19 protein-coding genes are annotated in these 19,965 nt (G+C 45.1%); 8 read left to right on the top strand and 11 right to left on the bottom strand.

Annotated features, from left to right (window positions below):
* Positions 1–54: 54 nt before the first annotated feature.
* Positions 55–357: a hypothetical protein gene (locus tag NSS94_RS12630; RefSeq protein ID WP_069011801.1), complete on the bottom strand. Its 303-nt coding sequence runs from the start codon at positions 355–357 to the stop codon at positions 55–57.
* Between the two features lie 292 nt (positions 358–649).
* Between NSS94_RS12630 and NSS94_RS12625 the strand changes: the two genes are divergently transcribed.
* The 5 genes from NSS94_RS12625 to katA all read left to right on the top strand — a co-directional run bounded on the left by NSS94_RS12625 (position 650) and on the right by katA (position 5,381).
* Positions 650–1,555: an NUDIX hydrolase gene (locus NSS94_RS12625; protein ID WP_341040410.1), complete on the top strand. Its 906-nt coding sequence runs from the start codon at positions 650–652 to the stop codon at positions 1,553–1,555.
* A 28-nt stretch (positions 1,556–1,583) separates the two neighbouring features.
* Entirely contained in the window at positions 1,584–2,075 is a 492-nt protein-coding gene (locus NSS94_RS12620; RefSeq protein ID WP_029515139.1) for an NADAR family protein, read from the top strand.
* Positions 2,072–2,971 carry a TIGR02452 family protein gene (locus tag NSS94_RS12615; RefSeq protein ID WP_341039395.1) on the top strand — a complete coding sequence of 300 codons (900 nt, stop codon included), beginning with the start codon at positions 2,072–2,074 and terminating at the stop codon, positions 2,969–2,971. The genes NSS94_RS12620 and NSS94_RS12615 overlap by 4 nt, the downstream gene beginning before the upstream one ends.
* Positions 2,972–3,030: 59 nt before the next feature.
* Positions 3,031–3,633, top strand: coding sequence for an adenylyl-sulfate kinase (cysC, locus tag NSS94_RS12610; protein ID WP_165146527.1), 603 nt, complete (start codon positions 3,031–3,033; stop codon positions 3,631–3,633).
* A gap of 290 nt (positions 3,634–3,923) precedes the next feature.
* A complete protein-coding gene (katA, locus tag NSS94_RS12605; RefSeq protein WP_029515135.1) occupies positions 3,924–5,381 on the top strand; it encodes a catalase KatA in 1,458 nt (485 codons plus the stop codon).
* A gap of 121 nt (positions 5,382–5,502) precedes the next feature.
* On the opposite strand, the gene NSS94_RS12600 is transcribed toward katA, so the two are convergent.
* The 7 genes from NSS94_RS12600 to NSS94_RS12570 form a co-directional block, all read right to left on the bottom strand.
* Positions 5,503–6,813, bottom strand: a complete 1,311-nt coding sequence (locus NSS94_RS12600; RefSeq protein WP_165146524.1) for an MATE family efflux transporter — start codon at positions 6,811–6,813, stop codon at positions 5,503–5,505.
* A complete protein-coding gene (locus NSS94_RS12595; RefSeq protein WP_069011811.1) occupies positions 6,780–7,622 on the bottom strand; it encodes an ABC transporter ATP-binding protein in 843 nt (280 codons plus the stop codon). The genes NSS94_RS12600 and NSS94_RS12595 overlap by 34 nt, the downstream gene beginning before the upstream one ends.
* Positions 7,615–8,451 (bottom strand): ABC transporter ATP-binding protein, encoded by an 837-nt coding sequence (locus tag NSS94_RS12590; protein ID WP_069011813.1) that lies wholly within the window; start codon positions 8,449–8,451, stop codon positions 7,615–7,617. Before NSS94_RS12590 ends, NSS94_RS12595 begins: the two co-directional genes overlap by 8 nt.
* A gap of 35 nt (positions 8,452–8,486) precedes the next feature.
* Positions 8,487–9,314 (bottom strand): nickel transporter permease, encoded by an 828-nt coding sequence (gene nikC, locus NSS94_RS12585; protein WP_341039394.1) that lies wholly within the window; start codon positions 9,312–9,314, stop codon positions 8,487–8,489.
* Positions 9,311–10,255, bottom strand: a complete 945-nt coding sequence (nikB, locus tag NSS94_RS12580) for a nickel ABC transporter permease (protein ID WP_165146512.1) — start codon at positions 10,253–10,255, stop codon at positions 9,311–9,313. Before nikB ends, nikC begins: the two co-directional genes overlap by 4 nt.
* A 1-nt stretch (position 10,256) precedes the next feature.
* On the bottom strand, positions 10,257–11,792 hold the full coding sequence (gene nikA, locus NSS94_RS12575) for a nickel ABC transporter substrate-binding protein (protein ID WP_341039393.1): 1,536 nt from the start codon (positions 11,790–11,792) through the stop codon (positions 10,257–10,259).
* A 208-nt stretch (positions 11,793–12,000) separates the two neighbouring features.
* Positions 12,001–13,464: a DHA2 family efflux MFS transporter permease subunit gene (locus tag NSS94_RS12570; protein ID WP_190845181.1), complete on the bottom strand. Its 1,464-nt coding sequence runs from the start codon at positions 13,462–13,464 to the stop codon at positions 12,001–12,003.
* Between the two features lie 137 nt (positions 13,465–13,601).
* On the opposite strand from NSS94_RS12570, the gene NSS94_RS12565 reads away from it, so the two are divergent.
* Both NSS94_RS12565 and NSS94_RS12560 read left to right on the top strand, forming a co-directional pair.
* Complete coding sequence (locus NSS94_RS12565; RefSeq protein WP_328799952.1) at positions 13,602–14,171, top strand: TetR/AcrR family transcriptional regulator; 570 nt, start codon at positions 13,602–13,604, stop codon at positions 14,169–14,171.
* Between the two features lie 201 nt (positions 14,172–14,372).
* Positions 14,373–14,624, top strand: coding sequence for a YolD-like family protein (locus NSS94_RS12560; RefSeq protein ID WP_061828313.1), 252 nt, complete (start codon positions 14,373–14,375; stop codon positions 14,622–14,624).
* Between the two features lie 206 nt (positions 14,625–14,830).
* On the opposite strand, the gene NSS94_RS12555 is transcribed toward NSS94_RS12560, so the two are convergent.
* Entirely contained in the window at positions 14,831–15,160 is a 330-nt protein-coding gene (locus NSS94_RS12555) for a DUF3817 domain-containing protein (protein WP_134902573.1), read from the bottom strand.
* Between the two features lie 378 nt (positions 15,161–15,538).
* On the opposite strand from NSS94_RS12555, the gene NSS94_RS12550 reads away from it, so the two are divergent.
* On the top strand, positions 15,539–17,590 hold the full coding sequence (locus NSS94_RS12550; protein WP_341039392.1) for a stalk domain-containing protein: 2,052 nt from the start codon (positions 15,539–15,541) through the stop codon (positions 17,588–17,590).
* A gap of 299 nt (positions 17,591–17,889) precedes the next feature.
* Here NSS94_RS12550 and NSS94_RS12545 read toward each other — a convergent pair whose 3' ends face one another.
* Together NSS94_RS12545 and NSS94_RS12540 are read right to left on the bottom strand one after the other, a co-directional pair.
* Complete coding sequence (locus tag NSS94_RS12545; protein ID WP_341039391.1) at positions 17,890–19,278, bottom strand: HAMP domain-containing sensor histidine kinase; 1,389 nt, start codon at positions 19,276–19,278, stop codon at positions 17,890–17,892.
* On the bottom strand, positions 19,269–19,928 hold the full coding sequence (locus NSS94_RS12540) for a response regulator transcription factor (protein WP_029515155.1): 660 nt from the start codon (positions 19,926–19,928) through the stop codon (positions 19,269–19,271). The genes NSS94_RS12545 and NSS94_RS12540 overlap by 10 nt, the downstream gene beginning before the upstream one ends.
* Positions 19,929–19,965 lie beyond the last annotated feature (37 nt).

Genomic DNA, 19,965 nt, shown 5'->3' with positions numbered 1-19,965 from the left:
CTTCTGATGTATCAGGTTGATTTATCGGAAGGTTGTTTTGCTATGTACTTGGAATCAATAGTAGCTGCTTGAATTCAATGAACTTATGAGTGCAGGTAACAGAGCAACAGCCATAATGATATAGATCACGATTACAATAGCGGCCCAAAGAAGGCCTGCTTTAGCGTAATTAGCTTTGCTCGGATTAGTCGAGCCGCTAAATGCCCACACAAACAGCATAATAAGTCCAACTACCGGTATAGCCATCAGAAGTAAACTGATCATCCATTCCTTGAATGAGACTGGAGGCGGGTACACAGGGGCTGGTCTGGATGGTGCTCCTTGTTGATTGTTTTGCGGATTAAACTGGTTAGACAATTGGATCTTCTCCCTACGTGATTAGTATGTTGTGTTTCCTATATTGACCAAAACATCATACATGATATGACAATAAGCAACAAGTAAAATTCAGTAAACAGTCTAATAGTACTATCAAACGATTAAAAATAGGTCTATACACCCTATTGACGAAGCAGTTTTTATATATTATTGTATTGATATTAACATTTTGTTTTTATCAATTGATTCAAATTAAAAGTTACATAGAGCATTCGCCACTTTTGACTCAAAAGCGATGAAATACCCATATATGAACAGGTAGGTGACGCAAGTGACAGATGGATTGAAACATAATTACAGTGGCTTGACGGAAGAGGAATTTTTGGCCGCTTATGATGCGAGTGAATATGAGCGCCCATCCGTAACGGTAGATATGCTGCTATTTACGGTAATGGATCAGCTCCAACAAAATTACCGTAAGCTGCCGGAGAAGACCCTACAGCTTCTTTTGATCCAAAGAGGGGAGCATCCCTATATAGGACAATGGGCGTTGCCAGGTGGTTTTGTAGGCATAGATGAAAGTCTGGAAGAAGCTGCACGACGCGAGCTTAAAACGGAAACGAATGTGGATCAGATTTATATGGAGCAGCTATATACTTGGGGAGATGTGGCACGTGATCCACGTATGCGGGTGATCAGTTGCGCTTACATGGCTTTAGTTGACCACGATTCCTTGGAGGTACAGGCGGGGGATGATGCCGCTGATGCCCAATGGTTTGAGCTGGATTACAGCGTAGCTCAGGAGACGCGGACGAATCAGCCGGAAGGTTACACATGGGAACAAGACATTGACATCACATTGAAGCATGGGGACATCCATCTGTCAGCCAAAGTAAAAATAACTGAAATTATTAAGGGAAGAACCATTGAAATCAAGCGAGAAGTGCTGGAGTCACAGGGAATTGCTTTTGATCATGCCAAAATTATTGCGTACGGTATAGAGCGTCTGCGCAGCAAAATAGAATACACAGATATCGCATTTCACCTGATGCCGGCTCTATTTACACTAAGTGAGCTTCAGCAGGTGTATGAAATTATTCTAGGTAAGGAGCTGTTGGCTGCAGCTTTTCGTCGCAAAATAGCTGATCTCGTGGAAGAAACCAATGAGTATAGAAAAGCGGCCGGACACCGTCCATCCAAGTTATACCGATTTAAGCCTCGGTCGCGTTTTATGTAACATAAGGAATATGAAATGAGGAATCATCATGGAAAAGTTTACGTTTTTTTATCGCAGTCATTCGCCGTTTTCGCAATGGTATCCTTCTGATTTTGTCGTGGATGGAATGGAGTTTAACTGTGCCGAGCAATATATGATGTTAAAAAAAGCCCAGCTTTTTGGGGATGAAGAGGCGGCCTTGAAAATTATGCAAGCCCCTACTCCAAGGGAACAAAAAGCCCGCGGCCGCAGTGTGCGCGGATTTGACCAATCCTTGTGGGAGGCCAATTGCCGGCAATTTGTGTATGACGGTAATTACGCCAAGTTTACACAAAATCCGAATTTGCTCAAGCACTTGCTTAAAACGAAAGGAACCACTCTGGTTGAGGCTAGTCCAACCGACACCATTTGGGGTGTAGGCTTAGCTGAGAACGATGCTCGTATACGGAACCGCAAGCTATGGCGTGGCACGAACTGGCTAGGAGAAATATTGACGAATTTACGTGAGGATGTATTGCAAAAGGAGGAATCGTCATCATGAAAAATACAATGAATTCCCGGAGCAACCGAGATGCCCGGTCGCATATGGCGCAGGAAACACTATCCATTTTGGAACATGGGTATTATACGAATAACAAACAGGCTCAAGTAAATATGACAAATGACATAGGGAATGCGGTCACAGGCTCGAAGTTATATACACCTTCTCAGCTGGTAACTGTAAAACAAGAGGCAGAGCAAAGAATAAAAAGTATATTGGAGCCTTCTTCTCGCATAGACGAACAGAGGATCATTGCAAAATTGGAGGTTACGGGAGAAAGCACGTTACAGGCGGCATACAGACTCCAGGTAGAGGAGAAGCTGACCCACGTGGCGTGTTTGAATTTTGCATCAGCCAAAAACCCGGGAGGTGGATTTCTCGGAGGCAGCCAGGCTCAAGAGGAAAGCTTGGCTCGTTCGTCAGCGTTGTATCCTTGCATTTCACAAATGGAAGAGATGTATGGACATAATCGGAAGCTGCGGAGCTGTTTTTATTCAGATTATATGATTTATTCGCCTGAAGTTCCGGTATTTCGGGATGATCAGGGAACATTGTTGGAGAAGCCGTATCAAGTCGATTTCCTGACCGCACCTGCTGTAAATGCTGGAGTGGTGCGAGAACGGGAGCCAGAGCAGGTGAATCGGATTGGTGAATTGATGCTGGAGCGAATCCGTTACATTCTTGGAATGGCTAAGCAAAACGGCGTAGAACATCTTGTGCTGGGAGCCTATGGTTGCGGGGTATTCCGCAATAAGCCGGAAGAGGTTGCCCTCTGGTTCAAGCAAGTGATTGTAGATGAAGGATATGGTTTGCTGTTTGACCGGATTGTTTTTGCAGTGTTGGATCACAAAGCAGACCAACATACTTTAAACAGCTTTAAAAATGTTCTTTCTTGAAGTAAAGGCAGTGCATTAAATCGTTTACTATAATATCCCATGAAAAAGGAAGGTGCTGAATGGAACCATCTTCGAATATAACCTGGCATGTGTCCGATATTGATAAGCAAGCGCGTCAGCTTTTGAATGGCCATAAAAGTCCGGTGCTTTGGTTTACAGGGCTGTCTGGTTCGGGAAAATCAACGGTATCCTCCACACTTGAAAAAGCGTTATATGCACGAGGCATACACACGTTTATTTTGGATGGGGATAATGTTCGGCATGGTTTAAATCGGAATCTAGGTTTCCTACCCGCTGACCGTAAAGAAAATATTCGTCGTATTGCTGAAGTTGCAAAGCTAATGGCACATGCGGGTGTCCTAACCATTTGCGCCACCATTTCCCCTTATCGTGAAGATCGTGAAATGGTAAAGGAGATTTTAAAGCAAGAAGGTTGCTATGAGATATATATACAGTGCAGCCTGGAGGAATGTGAGCGACGCGATCCAAAAGGAATGTACAAGAAAGCGCGCGCCGGAGAAATTCATCATTTTACGGGGATTGATGCTCCTTATGAAGCACCGTTGGAACCGGATTTAATCGTATCCACTGAAGGGCGGGAGGTAATCCCGTCGGTTCAGGATATCTTGGATTTTCTCGATAGCAAGCAGCTACTTTTATGATTTTATGATGAATTCTATATGAATATTGTCTGAAAGCCTCAATGGCAAAACTTCGAGAAGTGATCAAAGGAATCATTACAGAACGTGAAAATGGAAGTATACCTATTAGTAAATAAATACAGTACTGCATATACGGCAAGCCTTAGGGGGCTTGCTTTTTTATTTATGATTTTAAACTAATTCTAAATCCTAAATTATAATAATTATAAAAAAGTATTGATTTTTGTTTGTGCACAATTTATAGTGAAAGACACATAGTCAACCAATTCATTCAAGAGGTGATTTCAATCATGAGTAACCAACCAACGAACCTGACTACAAGCTGGGGCGCTCCTGTTGGAGATAATCAAAATTCGATCACAGCAGGCTCGCGGGGTCCCGCACTAATTCAGGATGTGCATCTGCTGGAGAAATTGGCACATTTTAACCGGGAGCGTGTGCCGGAACGTGTCGTTCATGCAAAAGGTGCAGGAGCACACGGATATTTTGAAGTTACTAATGATTTGTCTGCATATACAAAAGCAAGCTTCTTGTCTGAGGTGGGCAAGCGTACACCGATGTTTATTCGCTTTTCTACAGTGGCGGGTGAGCTGGGCTCGTCCGATACTGTACGCGACCCGCGTGGTTTTGCGGTGAAGTTTTATACAGAAGAAGGCAACTATGATCTCGTGGGCAATAATACACCTGTGTTTTTTATTCGGGATGCCATTAAATTTCCTGACTTTATTCATACGCAAAAACGCCATCCCCAAACCCATCTGAAAAACCCGAATGCGGTCTGGGATTTCTGGTCCTTATCTCCTGAATCGCTGCATCAGGTAAGTATTCTAATGTCTGACCGCGGTATTCCAGCTACTCTTAGACATATGCATGGTTTCGGTAGTCACACGTTCAAGTGGGTAAATGCCGAAGGACAGGCAGTATGGGTGAAATATCATTTTAAAACAGAGCAAGGTGTGCAAAATCTTGATGTGGATTTGGCTGCGAAAATTGCTGGTGAAAATCCGGATTATCATACAGAAGATTTGTTTAATGCCATCAAAAAAGGTGATTTTCCGGCATGGAAACTTCATGTGCAGATTATGCCGGTAGAAGATGCAGATACGTATCGCTTTGATCCATTTGATGTGACAAAAGTATGGTCTCAAAAGGATTACCCGCTGATCGAGGTTGGACGCATGGTGCTGGATCGCAATCCTGAGAACTATTTTGCTGAGGTAGAGCAGGCGACATTCTCCCCGGGTTCATTTGTTCCTGGTATTGAGGCATCCCCGGATAAAATGTTGCAAGGACGCCTGTTTGCCTACGGCGATGCACATCGCTACCGTGTAGGTGCAAATCATAATTCGTTGCCGATCAACCGTCCGCATGCGGAAGTTCACAACTACCAACGCGATGGTGCATTGCGCAGTGACAGCAATGGCGGAGGATCTGTCTATTACGAGCCTAATAGTCTCGGTGGACCCAAAGAATCACCTGCGCACAAAATGGCTCCTTTTGAAGTGTCTGGCGAAGCTCAAAGTGTAGCCTACGATCATCATGATCACTACACACAACCGGGCGACCTATACCGCTTGCTCAGTGAAGAAGAGCGTGCACGCCTGGTCCGAAACATCGTAAATGCGATGAAGCCCGTAGAAAGTGATGAAATCAAACTGCGTCAGATCGGACATTTCTACAAAGCTGATCCTGAATACGGACGCCGTGTAGCCGAAGGTTTAGGCTTGACCGTTCCTCAAGGCGAGTAGAGGTATCTGCAAACTCCTAACCTGAAAGCCGTATGAATAAATAATAAAAGGATGTCCCAACACCACGTACATGGTGGATGGGACATCCTTTGTTTTTGAGAGCGATGTAAATCAGGTGCTGCTATATCCTCTGCAAGCGAGGTAAATAGATTACAAGAAACAGTGACCGTCCTAGTGCAAATACGATAAAGGATAGCCAAAGTCCGTGATTCCCATAATGGGGAACGCACCAGAAGAGAGCGATCAAAAAGCAGAGCAATGAAATCAGCATCGAATTACGGATCGGATACGTTACCGTCATCCCCGTAAACACACCGTAGAATACCAGTCCCAGCCCGGCTGCCAGTGGAAAGACCACAAGCCACCCATTATAAGGGCCTGTAAGGCTAATCACTGTAGCATTGTCCGTAAATAGTGAGATAAGCGGCTCTTTCAGTGCGAAATACAATCCTCCTGTCACTACGCTGGTCACCAGTGTCCAGAACCAGGACAAGTGAATAACCCTTTGCAGCATTTTACGATCCCCGGCACCCCGAGCCTGACCTGTCATGATGCTACTGGCGTTGGCGAACCCATCAAAAAAGTAAGCCATAATGTAATGGATCTGCAACAAAATAGCGTTTGCCGCCAATTGATCGGTTCCAAAGCTCGCACTGCGCGCCGTAAACAGATTAAACATCGTCAGCAGACAGGCTGTACGGATCATAAGATCAAGGTTTGTTGCCATGACACTTTTCAACTCTGAAGCTCCAAACCATCCTCGCCAATTCATCTGTCCGCTTTGCTTCCATTCTCTCCAAATCGATGAGCGGAACACCAGAACGAGACCCAATATACATGCAAGAGCCTCCGCAATCAGAGTAGCGCTTGCTACACCAGTGACATTCCAATGCATCATCTGTGTAAATACAATAGCTAATACCATATTGATTACGTTCATTGTAATTTGCAAAAATAATGTAGCCTTCACACGGGATAATCCCATCAGCCAGCCGAGCAGCACATAGTTCACCAATGTAAGAGGGGCTCCCCAGATACGAATGTTAAAATAAATTGCTGCCTGCGCTGCCACATCCTGAGCTGGATGGATTAGCTGCAGAGAAGCTAACAGAATGGGCTTTTGTAACACAATGAATACCGCACCAATGAGTAAAGCAATGGCCAGTGGGCGCATGAGAGCAGCTATGCCCTGGTCGTTATTTTGTGCCCCCGCGGCTTGGGCCGTGAAAGCTGATGTGCTGACTCGCAGGAAGCCAAACAGCCAATATAAAGTATTGAAAATAAGAGTGCCCACCGCTACACCGCCTAAATACGCGGAATCGCTCAAATGACCGATTACAGCTGTATCCACCGCACCGAGTAGCGGGGTTGTAATCGTCGAAATAATTAAAGGGATAGCTAAAGCAAGATAGGCTCGGTGGGAAGGCAACATGTTGAAAAAACCTCCAGTAATGATTGTGTGTAGGGATGGCGATCCGAATGAAATAATGCTTCCTTGGGAAAATGCTCAAGCACACTGCCTTCTTTCATGACCATGATTCGATCACTCATAAAGTGCACAGCCGCCAGATCATGTGAGATAAACAGATAAGCCAATCCTAGCTCATCCTGCAAATCCTTGAGCAGATTTAAAACGGTGGCTTGTGTGGTCACATCCAGACTTGCTGTTGGCTCGTCCAATACGATAAAATCCGGCTCTGTGCTGATGGCACGTGCGATGGTTACACGCTGCTTTTCCCCACCGCTAAGCTGATGTGGAAACTTGTCCAGATAGCTGGCTGGAAGCTTTACCATATCAAGCAAATGTTCTGCTATATCCCGACGTTCTGAGGACATACCCGTCATAAAAGAAGGAACATAGTACTTAAGCTGGTCCAGTGGCTCCAGCAGGGATTGCAGGATGGTTAGTCTGGGGTTCAAAGCCGCAGATGGATGTTGAAAAACTGCACCCAGCCTGCTGCGAATCCGTTTTAACTCGCTCCGCTTTAATCCCCGGATAGACTGCCCATCTAGTCTAAGCTCACCTTGATCAAATGGGTCCAATGTCAATATACAGCGAGCGAGTGTGCTTTTCCCACTGCCGCTTTCCCCGACAATGCCCAGACATTCTCGAGGGGAGATCGACAGAGCAACATTTTGCAGCACCGTTTTGCCTCCAGTGTAAGCCTTCGTCAAACCGGAGACGGTCACGACAGGATTAGACGTGTCTTGCCGCTGAGCGCAGGCGGCTTGATTATTCATGTGCAGCGCTCCTTTCCATTGCGTCCTGTTCTTCAGTGCTGTTGTAAGGTAAACGTGCTGGAGCGCCCGGAGACAGCGGCGGAATAGCTGCCAATAGACGACGAGTATACGGGTGGTCCGGATGGTTCAGCACCGCTTGCGTTTCACCTATTTCAACCAGTGAACCTTCGCGCATCACTGCGATTCGATCTGCATACTTGCGTACATGACGCAGATCGTGAGTGATCCACAAGACGGAAATACCCGTTTCCGTCCGGATTTGGTCAATGAGCTGCAGCACCCGATGAGCTGTGAGCGTATCCAGCGCCGTTGTGGGCTCGTCGGCAATAAGTAACTTCGGCTCCAGTAGTAGTGCAGCCGCAATAGCTACCCGTTGCAATTGACCGCCGCTGAGTTGGAACGGATAGCTGCGGTACACACGCTCGGCGGGAAGCTGTACGCGCTCCAGCACCTCGATACAGCGCTGCTTGCGCGCCTTGCGATCTTGCTTGCCATGGGCGCGCATCAGCTCGTCCAGTTGGCTGCCTACACGCAGAAAGGGGGTGAAAGCCCCGTGGTAGTCTTGAAAAATGTAGGATATTTCACTGCCAAGCAAAGAGCGCCTTTGTTTAGCGGGTAGATCTAGTAAATTATTGTCCTTCCACGCAATGATACCTTCCGCTGTAACAGAAGAGGGGAGAAGGCCGCCGATAGCGAACGCCGTCATGCTTTTGCCGCTACCACTTTCGCCGGCAAGAGCACACCATTCCCCCGGACGAACGGCAAGCTCCAGTTGCTCTACAATCGTTTTTACATTGGTCCGAATCGTTAAGCCTTCAATAGTCAGCATGTGCCAATTCACTCCTCTGTCCGGGTTTTAACATCCTAACGGTCGCGTAGTTTATCTCCAAATACGTTTGCTAGTAGCACGGTTAGCACGACAGCTATCCCAGGAACCAGCATCAGGTGGGGAGCCATTTGAAAATACGCTCGTCCTTCATTCAACATAGTACCCCATTCCGGAATTGGTGGCTGTGGACCTAAGCCCAAAAAAGATAGGGAGGCAATCATTAAAATAATTTTGCCGACATCCAGCGTAGCCAGCACAAGAACATTCCCTATTGCATGGGGGAGAATATGTCGCATGACAATCCGCAGGGAGGAGGTACCCGCCAGTATGGATAACGAAATGTAATCCTTTTGCTTTTCTGCCAGCACGGTACTACGCACCAGGCGTGCATAACCAACCCATTTTACCGCAGTTACCGCGAAAATAAGATTTACTAAGCCTGGTCCGAGCAAACCGCTCAGCACAATGGCAAAAATATAATCTGGTAATGTCATGAAGGCATCGACCACCCGCTTGAATACACGATCCATCCAGCCTCCAATAAATCCTGAAAGCAGACCAAGAGGGACCCCGACAACCAGCGAAACGGCCAAAATCAACAAACTGGTTCCGACAGTCGTCCGAAGTCCAGCTATGACTCTCGATAGTACATCTCTGCCCAAATGATCCGTTCCCAGCCAGTGCGTAGCGCTGATCGATTGTAGTCGATTCCCCATCTGGATACGATACGGATCTTGCGGTGCAAGAAACGGAACGACTGTAATTGCTGAAAGAATGAGCAGGATGGAGAGCGACACGATCCATGTTTTGGACAATCGCGTTCTAGTGAGCTGCCCGTTTTCCGCATGTACGGATTTTATCATGATAAACGTTTCTCCTTCAAAGCGATTTCAGGATTGACCCAACGGTAGGACAGCTCTACCAAAATATTGATACATACAATGAATACAGCCATAAATACGGTATAGCCCTGAATTATGGGGTAATCCCTTGCAGCAATGGCATCCACAATCCATTTTCCCAGCCCCGGATAGGCGAATAGCACTTCAATCACGACTGTGCCTCCCAGTAGGCTACCTATACTCTCACTGAATACCGTAATGAGTGGAACTAGACTGTGACGGAGCATGTGTCTGAAAAAAATGCGGATGGGGCTGATGCCACGCGCTTGCGCCGCTTTGATAAAGTCTTGCCCCGAGCTTTCAATCAGACTTGCGCGAATCATTCGTACATAAACGGCCGCCATTGCTAATCCCAAGGTAAGAGAAGGGAGTACCAAATGAAAAGCGGTTCCTTCGCCCATAGACGGCAAAATGCGCAATTTAACTGCAAACCATTCGATAAACAAAAGCCCCAGCCAAAAGCTGGGAATCGAGGAGCCGATTAAGGCAAACACACGACTGGCGCTGTCAATCCAGCGGTTACGGTAGAGCGCAGCCATCGTTCCCAAGGGTAGAGCTATTAGCAGCAAAATGAACAGAGAGCCTCCGGTCAGCAGCAGCGTATAAGGCAGTTTTTCCATAAACTCTGTGAATACCGGACGATGGGTTAAATAAGATTGTCCAAAATCAAACTGAAGCAACTGAACCAGCCACTTACCATATTGCACAGGTAATGGTTGGTCCAGCCCTAGTTGGCTGCGCATATCCGTAATTTGCTGATTGGACACAGCTACATCATCGACTCGGAGAATGCTCCGGACGGGATCGCCCGGAACAAGCTTAAGCAGACAGAAGCTCACAAAGGAAAGAATAAGAAAGAACAAAACTAGTTCAAGAAACTTTTTGGCCATGGATTTGAACATGCTAGTTCACATCCAGGTCCTGGGTTAGCAAGTAATATTCACTTTGGCTAGTTACCCAGTTATGTACGTAATCGCGATAGGCCACTACGTTGTTTGGATGGACCAGAAAGGATTGCAGATTTTCTTGGTCAATCAGTGTGACAGCTTTCAGCGCCAGCTTGTTGCGTTGTTCCTCATTCACGGTTGTGTTCAGCTGTGAAATCATACTCGCGAGTTCCGGTACATGCACACGCCCATAATTTAGTGCTCCTTCAGGCATGTAAGCCGCATTTAGAAAATAGCTTGCATCGCCGCGCGGGGCTGTAATGCTACTATAAGTCGCTAAATCCCAATCCTGATGAGCGGTAAGATATTCGTCAATATTATCAACCTGACGGATATCAATCGTAATGCCAAGTTCTTTAGCATTAGCCTGAATCAGCTGAGAGATGAGTGGAAGCTCCGATCTCGACTGGTAAGTTAGCAATGTAAGATGAAGCGGCTTGCCGTCGGGGTTCGCAACTTTTCCGTTCTGCACTGTATATCCAGCTTGCTTGAAGCCTTCTCGTGCAGCATTCAAATCAAACTTTTTCGTGATATATTCCGGTGAAAAAGGAAAGTCAGACAAAAACGGGCCTTGAGCAGGGGTTCCCTGACGGGACATGATACCGCTGGCAATCTCATCCCGGTTGATCAGGTTATCGAATGCTTTACGCACAGCCGTCTTTTTCAGATCGTTATTGCTCATATTGTAAATAAGCTGATGCGTTCGCAAACTAGGAAGCGAGTCAACCTTAACAGTAGAATCAGCTTTCAATAGCTCCAGACTTTCAATTGGCGGGCGATACACAATATCAGTACTTTTGGCTTGAAAAGCAAGCTGACGTGCATTGGCGTCTTCGTTAAACATGAATTTGGCATGTTTCAACTTTACTTCACCGTTCCAATATTGTTCATTGCGATCTAAATTCAGTTCACTTCCAGCACGGAAGCTGGCAATCTTGAACGGTCCCGTCCCAGATGGGAGGTCACCTGTAGCTGTGGTGTCTATAATAGCCGTATTCGGATGAACCAGCTCAGATACAAATTCTGGGAAAGGTTTGTCTGTCGTAATGGTCAAAATCTGTCCATCCGCATGAATATCACGGATATGTAGCGCATTTTTGACCGATGGATTGAGCTTTAACGCTCTTTCCAAAGAGGCTTTGACAGCAGCAGCATTAACGGCTTTACCGCTGTGGAAGTTCACACCTGATCGGATGTTGAAGGTCCAGTGCTGTCCGTCCTTGCTGTCCCATTTCTCTGCAAGCCAAGCTTCCAGCTTAAGATCCTTGTTCACTTTGATCAGTGTTTCACTTACTCCAGCACGAACAGCTGTGTAATTCACATCTGAATGAGGATCTATAGAAGGGCTTTGCACGTTAAACAATAAGGTGACACTTTTATCTTGTGGTGCAGCAGATGGAGAGGGTGAAGCTGACGGAGATGAAGCACAGGCTGCCATCATCACCGCCATTACCGCAGGTATAAATAGTTTAAAATACGAACGCTTAAGCAACAGGGAGTCCTCCTTAATAGTAATCGTAATTTTTACGCTTTAATTCATAAATCATATCGTAACCAAATGAAGGTGCTTTGTAAATATGTAATTGATGAATGTGTATGTAAATTCATATAAAAAAGGCTGCATAACCAATAGTGAGATGGTTAGCAGCCTTTAAGTATATTTAGATATTTTTAATTTGGAATGGCAAAAAATTTATGAATTAATGCATGGGTGCTTTGGCAGTGCCATGTTCAACATGAACTCTGCGGATGAAAAACGCAAGGATCAACCCGATCACGCTGATGATCATCGCAAAGAAAAATGAATTTTGTGATCCGATTGTCATGGCATTGGCCATTTCATTTACGGATTCAGGCATACTGGATTGGCTCAAATAGCCATCCATACCTTTGGAGAGAATGCTTACCGCTACGGCTGTACCGATTGCACCAGCAACTTGTTGGAGGGTACTCATAATGGCTGTTCCATCTGGGTATAGATCCATAGGGAGCTGATTTAGGCCGTTTGTCTGAGCTGGCATCATAATCATAGAAATGCCGATCATCAAGCAGCTATGAAGCACAATAATGAGTACAAGAGTTGATGTTGTTGTAATGCCGGACAGGAAAAACAAAACAGCAGCTACAATTACAAGTCCTGGAATGACAAGCCACTTGGGACCAAACTTATCGAATAGGGAGCCCATAATGGGAGACAAGAGACCGTTGATAATCCCACCAGGCAGAAGTACCAAACCTGCTGTTAGAGCAGACAGAGCCAGCCCTTTTTGCAAAAAGAGTGGAAGAATCAGCATTGTAGAAAGGATCGTCATCATACATAGGAATACCATGATAACGCCAATAACAAACATTGGATATTTAAACACACGCAAATTCAACATAGGTTGCTTCATTTTCAACTGGCGTACAGAGAACAGAATCAACGATACCAGACCGATGATTACAGGAAGCAAAACAACCGGGCTAGCCCAACCTTCGCCACCTTCTCCAGATTTACTGAAACCAAACACGACACCGCCGAAGCCAATGGAAGACAATAGAATAGATAAAAAATCAATTTTGGGCTTGGTCGTTTTTGAAACGTTTTGCATAAATAAAACACCGCAGATCAGCGAGAGAACCAAGAATGGAAGGGAGATCCAGAAGATCCAGTGCCAAGACAGATTTTGCAGTACCAGTCCTGCAATGGTAGGTCCCACCGCAGGTGCAAACATAATGACCAATCCGATGATCCCCATAGCCGCGCCTCTCTTTTCAGCCGGGAAAATGATCAAGATGGTGTTAAACATCAATGGCAATAACAACGCCGTACCAATGGCCTGAAGAATACGTGCGATCAATAGCACTGAAAAAGTAGGTGCAAGTGCGGCAACGAGACAACCGGCTATTGAGAATAGCAACGATGTCACAAACAGCTGTCTTGTCGTAAAGGTTTGAATCAGCAGTCCCGATACAGGTACTAAAATACCGAGTGTAAGCAGATAAGCGGTTGTCAGCCATTGGGCTGTTGCAGTTGTAATATGCAAAATCTGCATCAAATCATTCAGTGCAATGTTAAGTGCCGTTTCACTGAACATCCCAATAAAGCCGCTAAGGAGCAGCGCAATCATAATAGGTAGCACCTTGAACGTTTTGGGTTCAGAGGGTGAACTTGTTTGACTCATTGTACTCATGTTGTTTTTGTTCCTCCAAATAAATTAATAGTGTTGAATTATAACAATCGGTCTATATATAATAAACATGTTGTTATTTTTTTGTCAAAGTATAAGTTGTAAATATTAAATAATGAAGGATGCTGTATATGGCTGCTAAACCCGAATCATACGAGAATATCGTACAAACCGCATCGAAGCTCTTTTTTCATCAGGGGTATCACGCGACCGGACTGAATCAGATTCTTGCGGAGAGTGGATCACCGAAAGGGTCACTTTATTATTATTTTCCGCGTGGTAAAGAAGAATTGGCTTTGGAGTGCATAAGAAGAGGGAATGAGTTTATAAAGCAAAAATTAAAACAGACACTGGACGGGAATGATAATCCAGTACTAGCCATTCAGGATTTTATTCGTAATACAGCTGAGGAGGCAGACCGTACCGGCTTTAACGACTTCATGCCGATTGGCTTCTGGGCTGCTGCGGAAACTTCCTGTATTAGTGAATCGCTACGTCATGCTTGTGTGAATACGTTTACAGATTGGCAGCACATCTATATGGAGCGTCTTCAGGAATCGGGCTGGGACGAGGAAAAGGCACACAGTCTGGCGGTACTTATCATTTCGATGCTCGAAGGTGCATTGATTTTGGCCGTTACGCAACAGAGCAGTGCTCCTATTTATAATATCGTGGATTACATTCCACAGTTGGTCAAATAATCCCGTCTCTTCAATTTTCAATCTCTCCTAATGAGCTCCAACAAGTAACTTTAGAGAGCCGATGTTCTCGTTTTTGAGAACTCGGCTTTTTTGTGGTTCTGAGACGTAATTTTACTCACATTACCAGCACCAAATGATGAAAAGTATGGTAAAATGGAATGAATTTGATTTTGATTTTGCACGAAGGAAGGGTGATAGCAAGTGGCAAAAGCGAAGGTACCCAAACGGCCTACTCGGGATGAATTTGTACTGGAGGAAATCGGGAATCAGCTTGTAGAAGCACAACGAGAGCAATCCGAAGTTGTATTGACCGTATGGGGACGCGAAGAAACAACCCGTGGACAAATTGTTAAAATGGACCCGAGAACAGGAAAGGTTCATGTAGAGAGTAATGGAGAAACGGATAAAGTTCCTTTTATGGATATTATGAGTGTAAATTACCCGAGAGATTAGTTGTTGGGATTACATAAATATAGCAGAAAGGGACAAAAAGAATGACAAAGTTAGAGTCTCCCTTACTGCGTGGGAAAGTAACAATTTACAATTCGCGTATACAAAAACAACCGAGTGGTTTAGAGCCATCGGTTGTTTTTGTATACTGCTGCATGAGTGGGAAGAGAAAGCCGCGTTGTTGTATTGGCACTTGCCCTTGTACATGCTTATGTAGCTTTTATCGGGCTGGTATGACTGGCACGTGCTTCGGCTTTCTTAAGCACCTTACGATCAAAAATGAAGGGACCAAACGGCAACAGCGATGCAATCAAGGCAGCAAGACTTTGCAGTAGCGTTATTTTCCGCATAATCAGCATGACCACAGTCGCTACCACATAAGCCACGAACAGTACCCCATGGATCATACCCACCCAGCTTACCATTTGTGGCATTCCAGCTGCGTATTTAAGTGGCATAGCGATACACACAAGCAGCAGATATGAAATCGCTTCAATATTACCAATGACACCAAACATCTTAAAGGCATTTTTGAACATAATAAACCTCCTTATCCTATTGCTTAAAATTTAATATATCCTATAATGCAATGTTATTAAACGGTAGAAAGTTACGATATATCGAATATTTACGGCAGATGCCAACGTCACACAGCTTAGCGCTCCTGGAAACGATAATTGTAATTTCATTTAACTTGTCAAAATGTGTATCCCTATTGTATGCGCGACCCCCTATCAGTAAAAATACGGTGTGAAGCCTAAACATTTTGTATGCAAATTCCGATAACAGTTAAATGAACGTGTGTACATTATGGTACATATTTTAAAAGCTGGATTGCAGCAGAAGGGCTTGTAAGCTTAACTTATTAGTTTTTGACAAATAAAATTTCCATACTGGTATCAAGGAGAGCATAGAATATGAATAAAAAACGTTTGCGTCAATGGATGGCTCCGTTCGCAACGGCTACACTGATTTTGAATACGGGATATGGCATTTTGACACCCGATGCAGTGGCTAGCGCGTTGCCGACTGAGAGGCATTACTCAAATCTGACAGGCCTAAATACAACACAGTTACATACCAAATTAGCAACCGCTCAAGGTAGTCAAGTGCCTGTTACTTCAGGTCCGAAAGTGACTACGTTAACCAAAGGTTATGGTCAGAACACCTATCTTAACCAAATGCTAAAAGTAATGTCGAGCCAAATGGTGACTGCGAATATCGCGCCGGCAGAGGTAAGCAATCTGACAGCGGTTCCTACAGAAACAACAAAAGTAAATTTGTCCTGGAACAATCCGTCGGACATCAATTTTGACCACGTAAAAGTGGTTGGTGTTACTAACGATGTGTATGTAGATAACATTCGAAGTAACTCTTATATGTTGAGCGGTTTACAGCCGAACACGACATATACCTTTCGCGTGAAAACGGTGAATAAGAGTGGAAATGAATCTCTCGGTACAACAATACAGGCTAAAACGGCTTCCGTTGATGGTCCTGTGGATAAGACACCACCAGGAGAAGTAAGCGGACTGACAGCGACGAATGTAGGATATAATGGATTTACCATCAATTACATATTGCCTAAGGATGCTGACTTAAGCCAAGCGATTGTCTATTTAAATGGTACAGAAATTCAAAGAACCACAGGCACGTCTTACACGTTTAATGTCTTGAATGCTGCCACAGCCTATACCGTAACGGTCAAAACGATAGACAAATCCGGAAATATATCTCAAGGAGTTAGTATTCCAGTTACAACTTCTACGGTCTCTACCGATATCGTGCCCGATGTGACAGGTGCTTCAGTGACATCAGTTAATAACTATAGTGTTACTGTTTCCTGGACAAGGCCTAGCGGAATTAGTACGGTCAGTCTGTATAAGGACGGGCAACTGGTAACCGATTCAACTGGAACATCCTATACTTTCAACAATCTTTCGGCAAGCCAGACCTATACATTCACGATAAGATCTAAGCGAAGCACAGGTACATTGTCCTCCGGTGTGAGACTGACTGCCACAACGGACAGTACGTCCTCCAATTCGTCAGAAGTGTCCAATCTTGAAGTAGATAGCAAAAGCGACACCTGGATCAAAATCACCTATGATATGCCGAGTCGAGCCGACAAGGTGAAGATATATGCGGACGGTGATTATAAGGGGACTACAAGCTCTGAGTCCTATAAAATTACGGATTTACGAGAAGGACGCTGGTATGAGATTAAGGTCGTAACCGTAAATAGTAATGGAAGGGAATCTAGTGGTGTAAAGATATCAGAACGCACGAATTCGGATGGTTACTACTCTTCTTCCTCTAGTTCATCGAACTATGAGAAAGCGAGAGATTTGATGCGAATTGCGGAAAACAGTCTAAATGCGTCCGACTGGCGTTCTGCCAGAGATGCAATCAGTGATCTGCCGAGCGGAACCCGTAAAAGCGATCTGCTGGATCGGCTAGAAGCTATTCGCAATAGAGCGATTGGTACCGGTAGTTCATCATCCGGGACGAGTTCTACTACGACAACCACTTCTGGTACAACGTCTTCATATCCTAACAATGCGGTTTCCTCCTATTCATCTTCGTTCACCCTGACACCAGGAGCTAAATCAGCTTATGTCGATGGTCGTGCTACGACGATGGCTCAGGCTCCTCGGATCATTAATGGGGCGACGATGGTCCCGCTGCGCTTTATCAGTGAACGGATAGGTTACGAGGTGAATTATGAAAAATCGACCAAAAAGATAATTCTGAATCGACCTACAGACGGCAAACAGGTAGTGCTTCAAGTCAAGAATTCGACCCTTGCCGTATATGAGTTAAACAACTCTCGAAGTTATTCGACGAACATCACAGCTCCGGTTATTGTTAACGGCTACACGCTGGTTCCATTACGAGTGATTAGCGAGCTTTCGGGGTATCAGGTGAACTATAATACTGCATCCAAACAAATTACGATTACCAAATAAATGCATCTGTTAAAAGAGTTCTAAAGTGAAAACTTTAGAACTCTTTTTTGTCTACTATCCAATAAGTGTACGTAAAATGCGAAAAGGGGCGCTTTATAAGCGCCAGCTAATAGAGTTATAAATTGACAATCAGCTACTCTGTAAACAAGTTATTTTGACTAAAAAGGATATCAAGCTGCTTAAGATCTTCTACAGTTAGTTGAATACTCAGCGTTTGAAGATTAGTTTCGATCTGATTAGGCTTGGTCGCACCTGGAATGATTAAGGTATACGATAGGATTGATTCTCGCTTGTATGATTCATGCACTGATTGGTATTTCAATGCTTACCTGTCCGCCGCTTGTCTGGGTGGAGTTGGTGATGATCAGTTGTCCGTCATGTAGGTTGACAATGGATTTTGTTATATACAGGCCCATACCGTAATGTCCACTCAATCTTCTGGATGAATCACCCATATAAAACTGCTCGGCGGCCTGTTTGAGACCTGCTGGAGAGAAGCCCGGGCCTTCGTCTACGATGCTGAACCGAATACAGTTTTCAACAGATTCTACGATCAGCTGGATCTCGCTGTATTCAGGCGCCTGATCTACCGCATTAGAAGCAACATTCATAATGGCACGCTCAAGTAGCACTGGGTCTGCATACAGCGTCTTAGGGAGGTTATATGCAGCGAATGCTACAGATATTTTTTTGACAGCAGCCAAGGCCATTATCTGATCTTTCACTTTCGATAAATAGAAGTCAGCATCCATCGTTTCCGCCCGCAGGGTGACTAGTGTTTCCGCTTTTGAAATGTCAATGAGAGTTTTAATATACTGCTCCATCTGCCTGGTGCTTTCCGCTATATAATCCGTATAGTCCTTTTGCTCTTCGGACTGATCGGTCTCGGACAGCAGCTCTACGTTTCCACGAACGATAGTGAGTGGTGTTTTGACATCGTGTGCTAGAGCGGATATTTGCTCGCGACGGGATTTTTCGAGATTCCACTGTTTCTGAAGCGATGTCTTTAAAGTTTCTTTCATTTTATCCATGGAATGTAGTACCTGATCGATCTCCATCACGCCACTGAACTTGATTGAGAAGTCCAAATCCTGTGCTTGAATTTGTTTGGTAGCCTGCTGCAATCCGCTCATCTTACGTGCCAGCTTTCGTCCGAAGGAGGAAGCCAGTAAAGCACCTCCCCCCAGGAAGGCGATACAGAACACGGCCAAAAAGGACAATTCTGCGTTCGGCAGATATTGACGCAGGATAGGAAGTTCAAACTGTGCCGAGACAGAATAGCGCATCACAGTAATTTCATCATGATGTGGAACTTTTACATAGTTATAGGGAAATTGATACGCAGTATTGCTCTGCTGCGTAACACTCCAAGCGGCTTGGGCCTGGTTTTCAGAAAGATTTCCTTCAATGAGGCGGCCTTCCGAAGTGAACAACGCGTACTTATACAGTTTTATCTGAGAATTCGGTTGCAGGGTCTTGCCCGCTTCAATGATTGACTTGTCCTCCCGTACCTGCTTCTCCGCATAGTTCGCGGGAAGAATGGCCCCATAAGATATCAGGGCATAGAAGATGAGGACCAGGAACAGAGCGAGCGCAATCGTCCCAATACAAAACATAACTAAATAACCCAGGAAAATGGTTCGTAATTTGGTAGTCTTGCGTGCTTGTTGTACTTTGGTTACTTCCATCGGTAGCCGATCCCCCAAACCGTCTCCACTGGAGAAACCTCTACTTTGCCAAGCTTGGCCCGGATATTTTTGACATGCTCTACAATGGTGGCGGAATCGCTGTCCCCATCCAAGCCGAAGACCGCTTCGTAAATCTGCTCCTTAGAGAATACCTGCCCCCAGTTCAAAGCTAGAAACTTACATATCTCATATTCACTTTTGGTAAACGGGACTACAACATTCTGAACGGTGATTTCCTTGCCAGACAGATTGAAATGAACTTCCCCGATGCAGAATACATTACGCCGTTCACGATTCTCCCGTCTGAGATGGGCGTTGATTCGTGCGCGCAGCTCTCCAGTGCCGAACGGTTTGACAATATAATCGTCGGCTCCATCCCCAAGCCCCAACATCACATCGTTCTCCATGGATTTTGCGGTAAGAAACAGTATCGGACAGTCTACCTTGCTGCGAATTTCCCGGCAGAGTGTGAATCCGTCCATGGTAGGCATCATCACGTCAAGCAGTATAAGATCAAATGCTCCGAGCTGCATGGTGAGAACCTGTGGGGAGGCGGAGACCACCGTGACAACATGGCCATCTTTCTGCAAAATATTTTGAAGGAGTGCCAAAACGGCGGGTTCGTCATCAACGGCCAACAAGTTTGCCATGCTTTATTCACATCCCTTGCTTTCTTTACTCTAATCT

The organism is Paenibacillus sp. FSL L8-0644, assembly GCF_038008165.1.
GTDB lineage: Bacteria > Bacillota > Bacilli > Paenibacillales > Paenibacillaceae > Paenibacillus > Paenibacillus polymyxa_D.
Note: the sequence above shows the minus strand (reverse complement) of the source record. Positions and strands in the feature narration are given on the sequence as shown.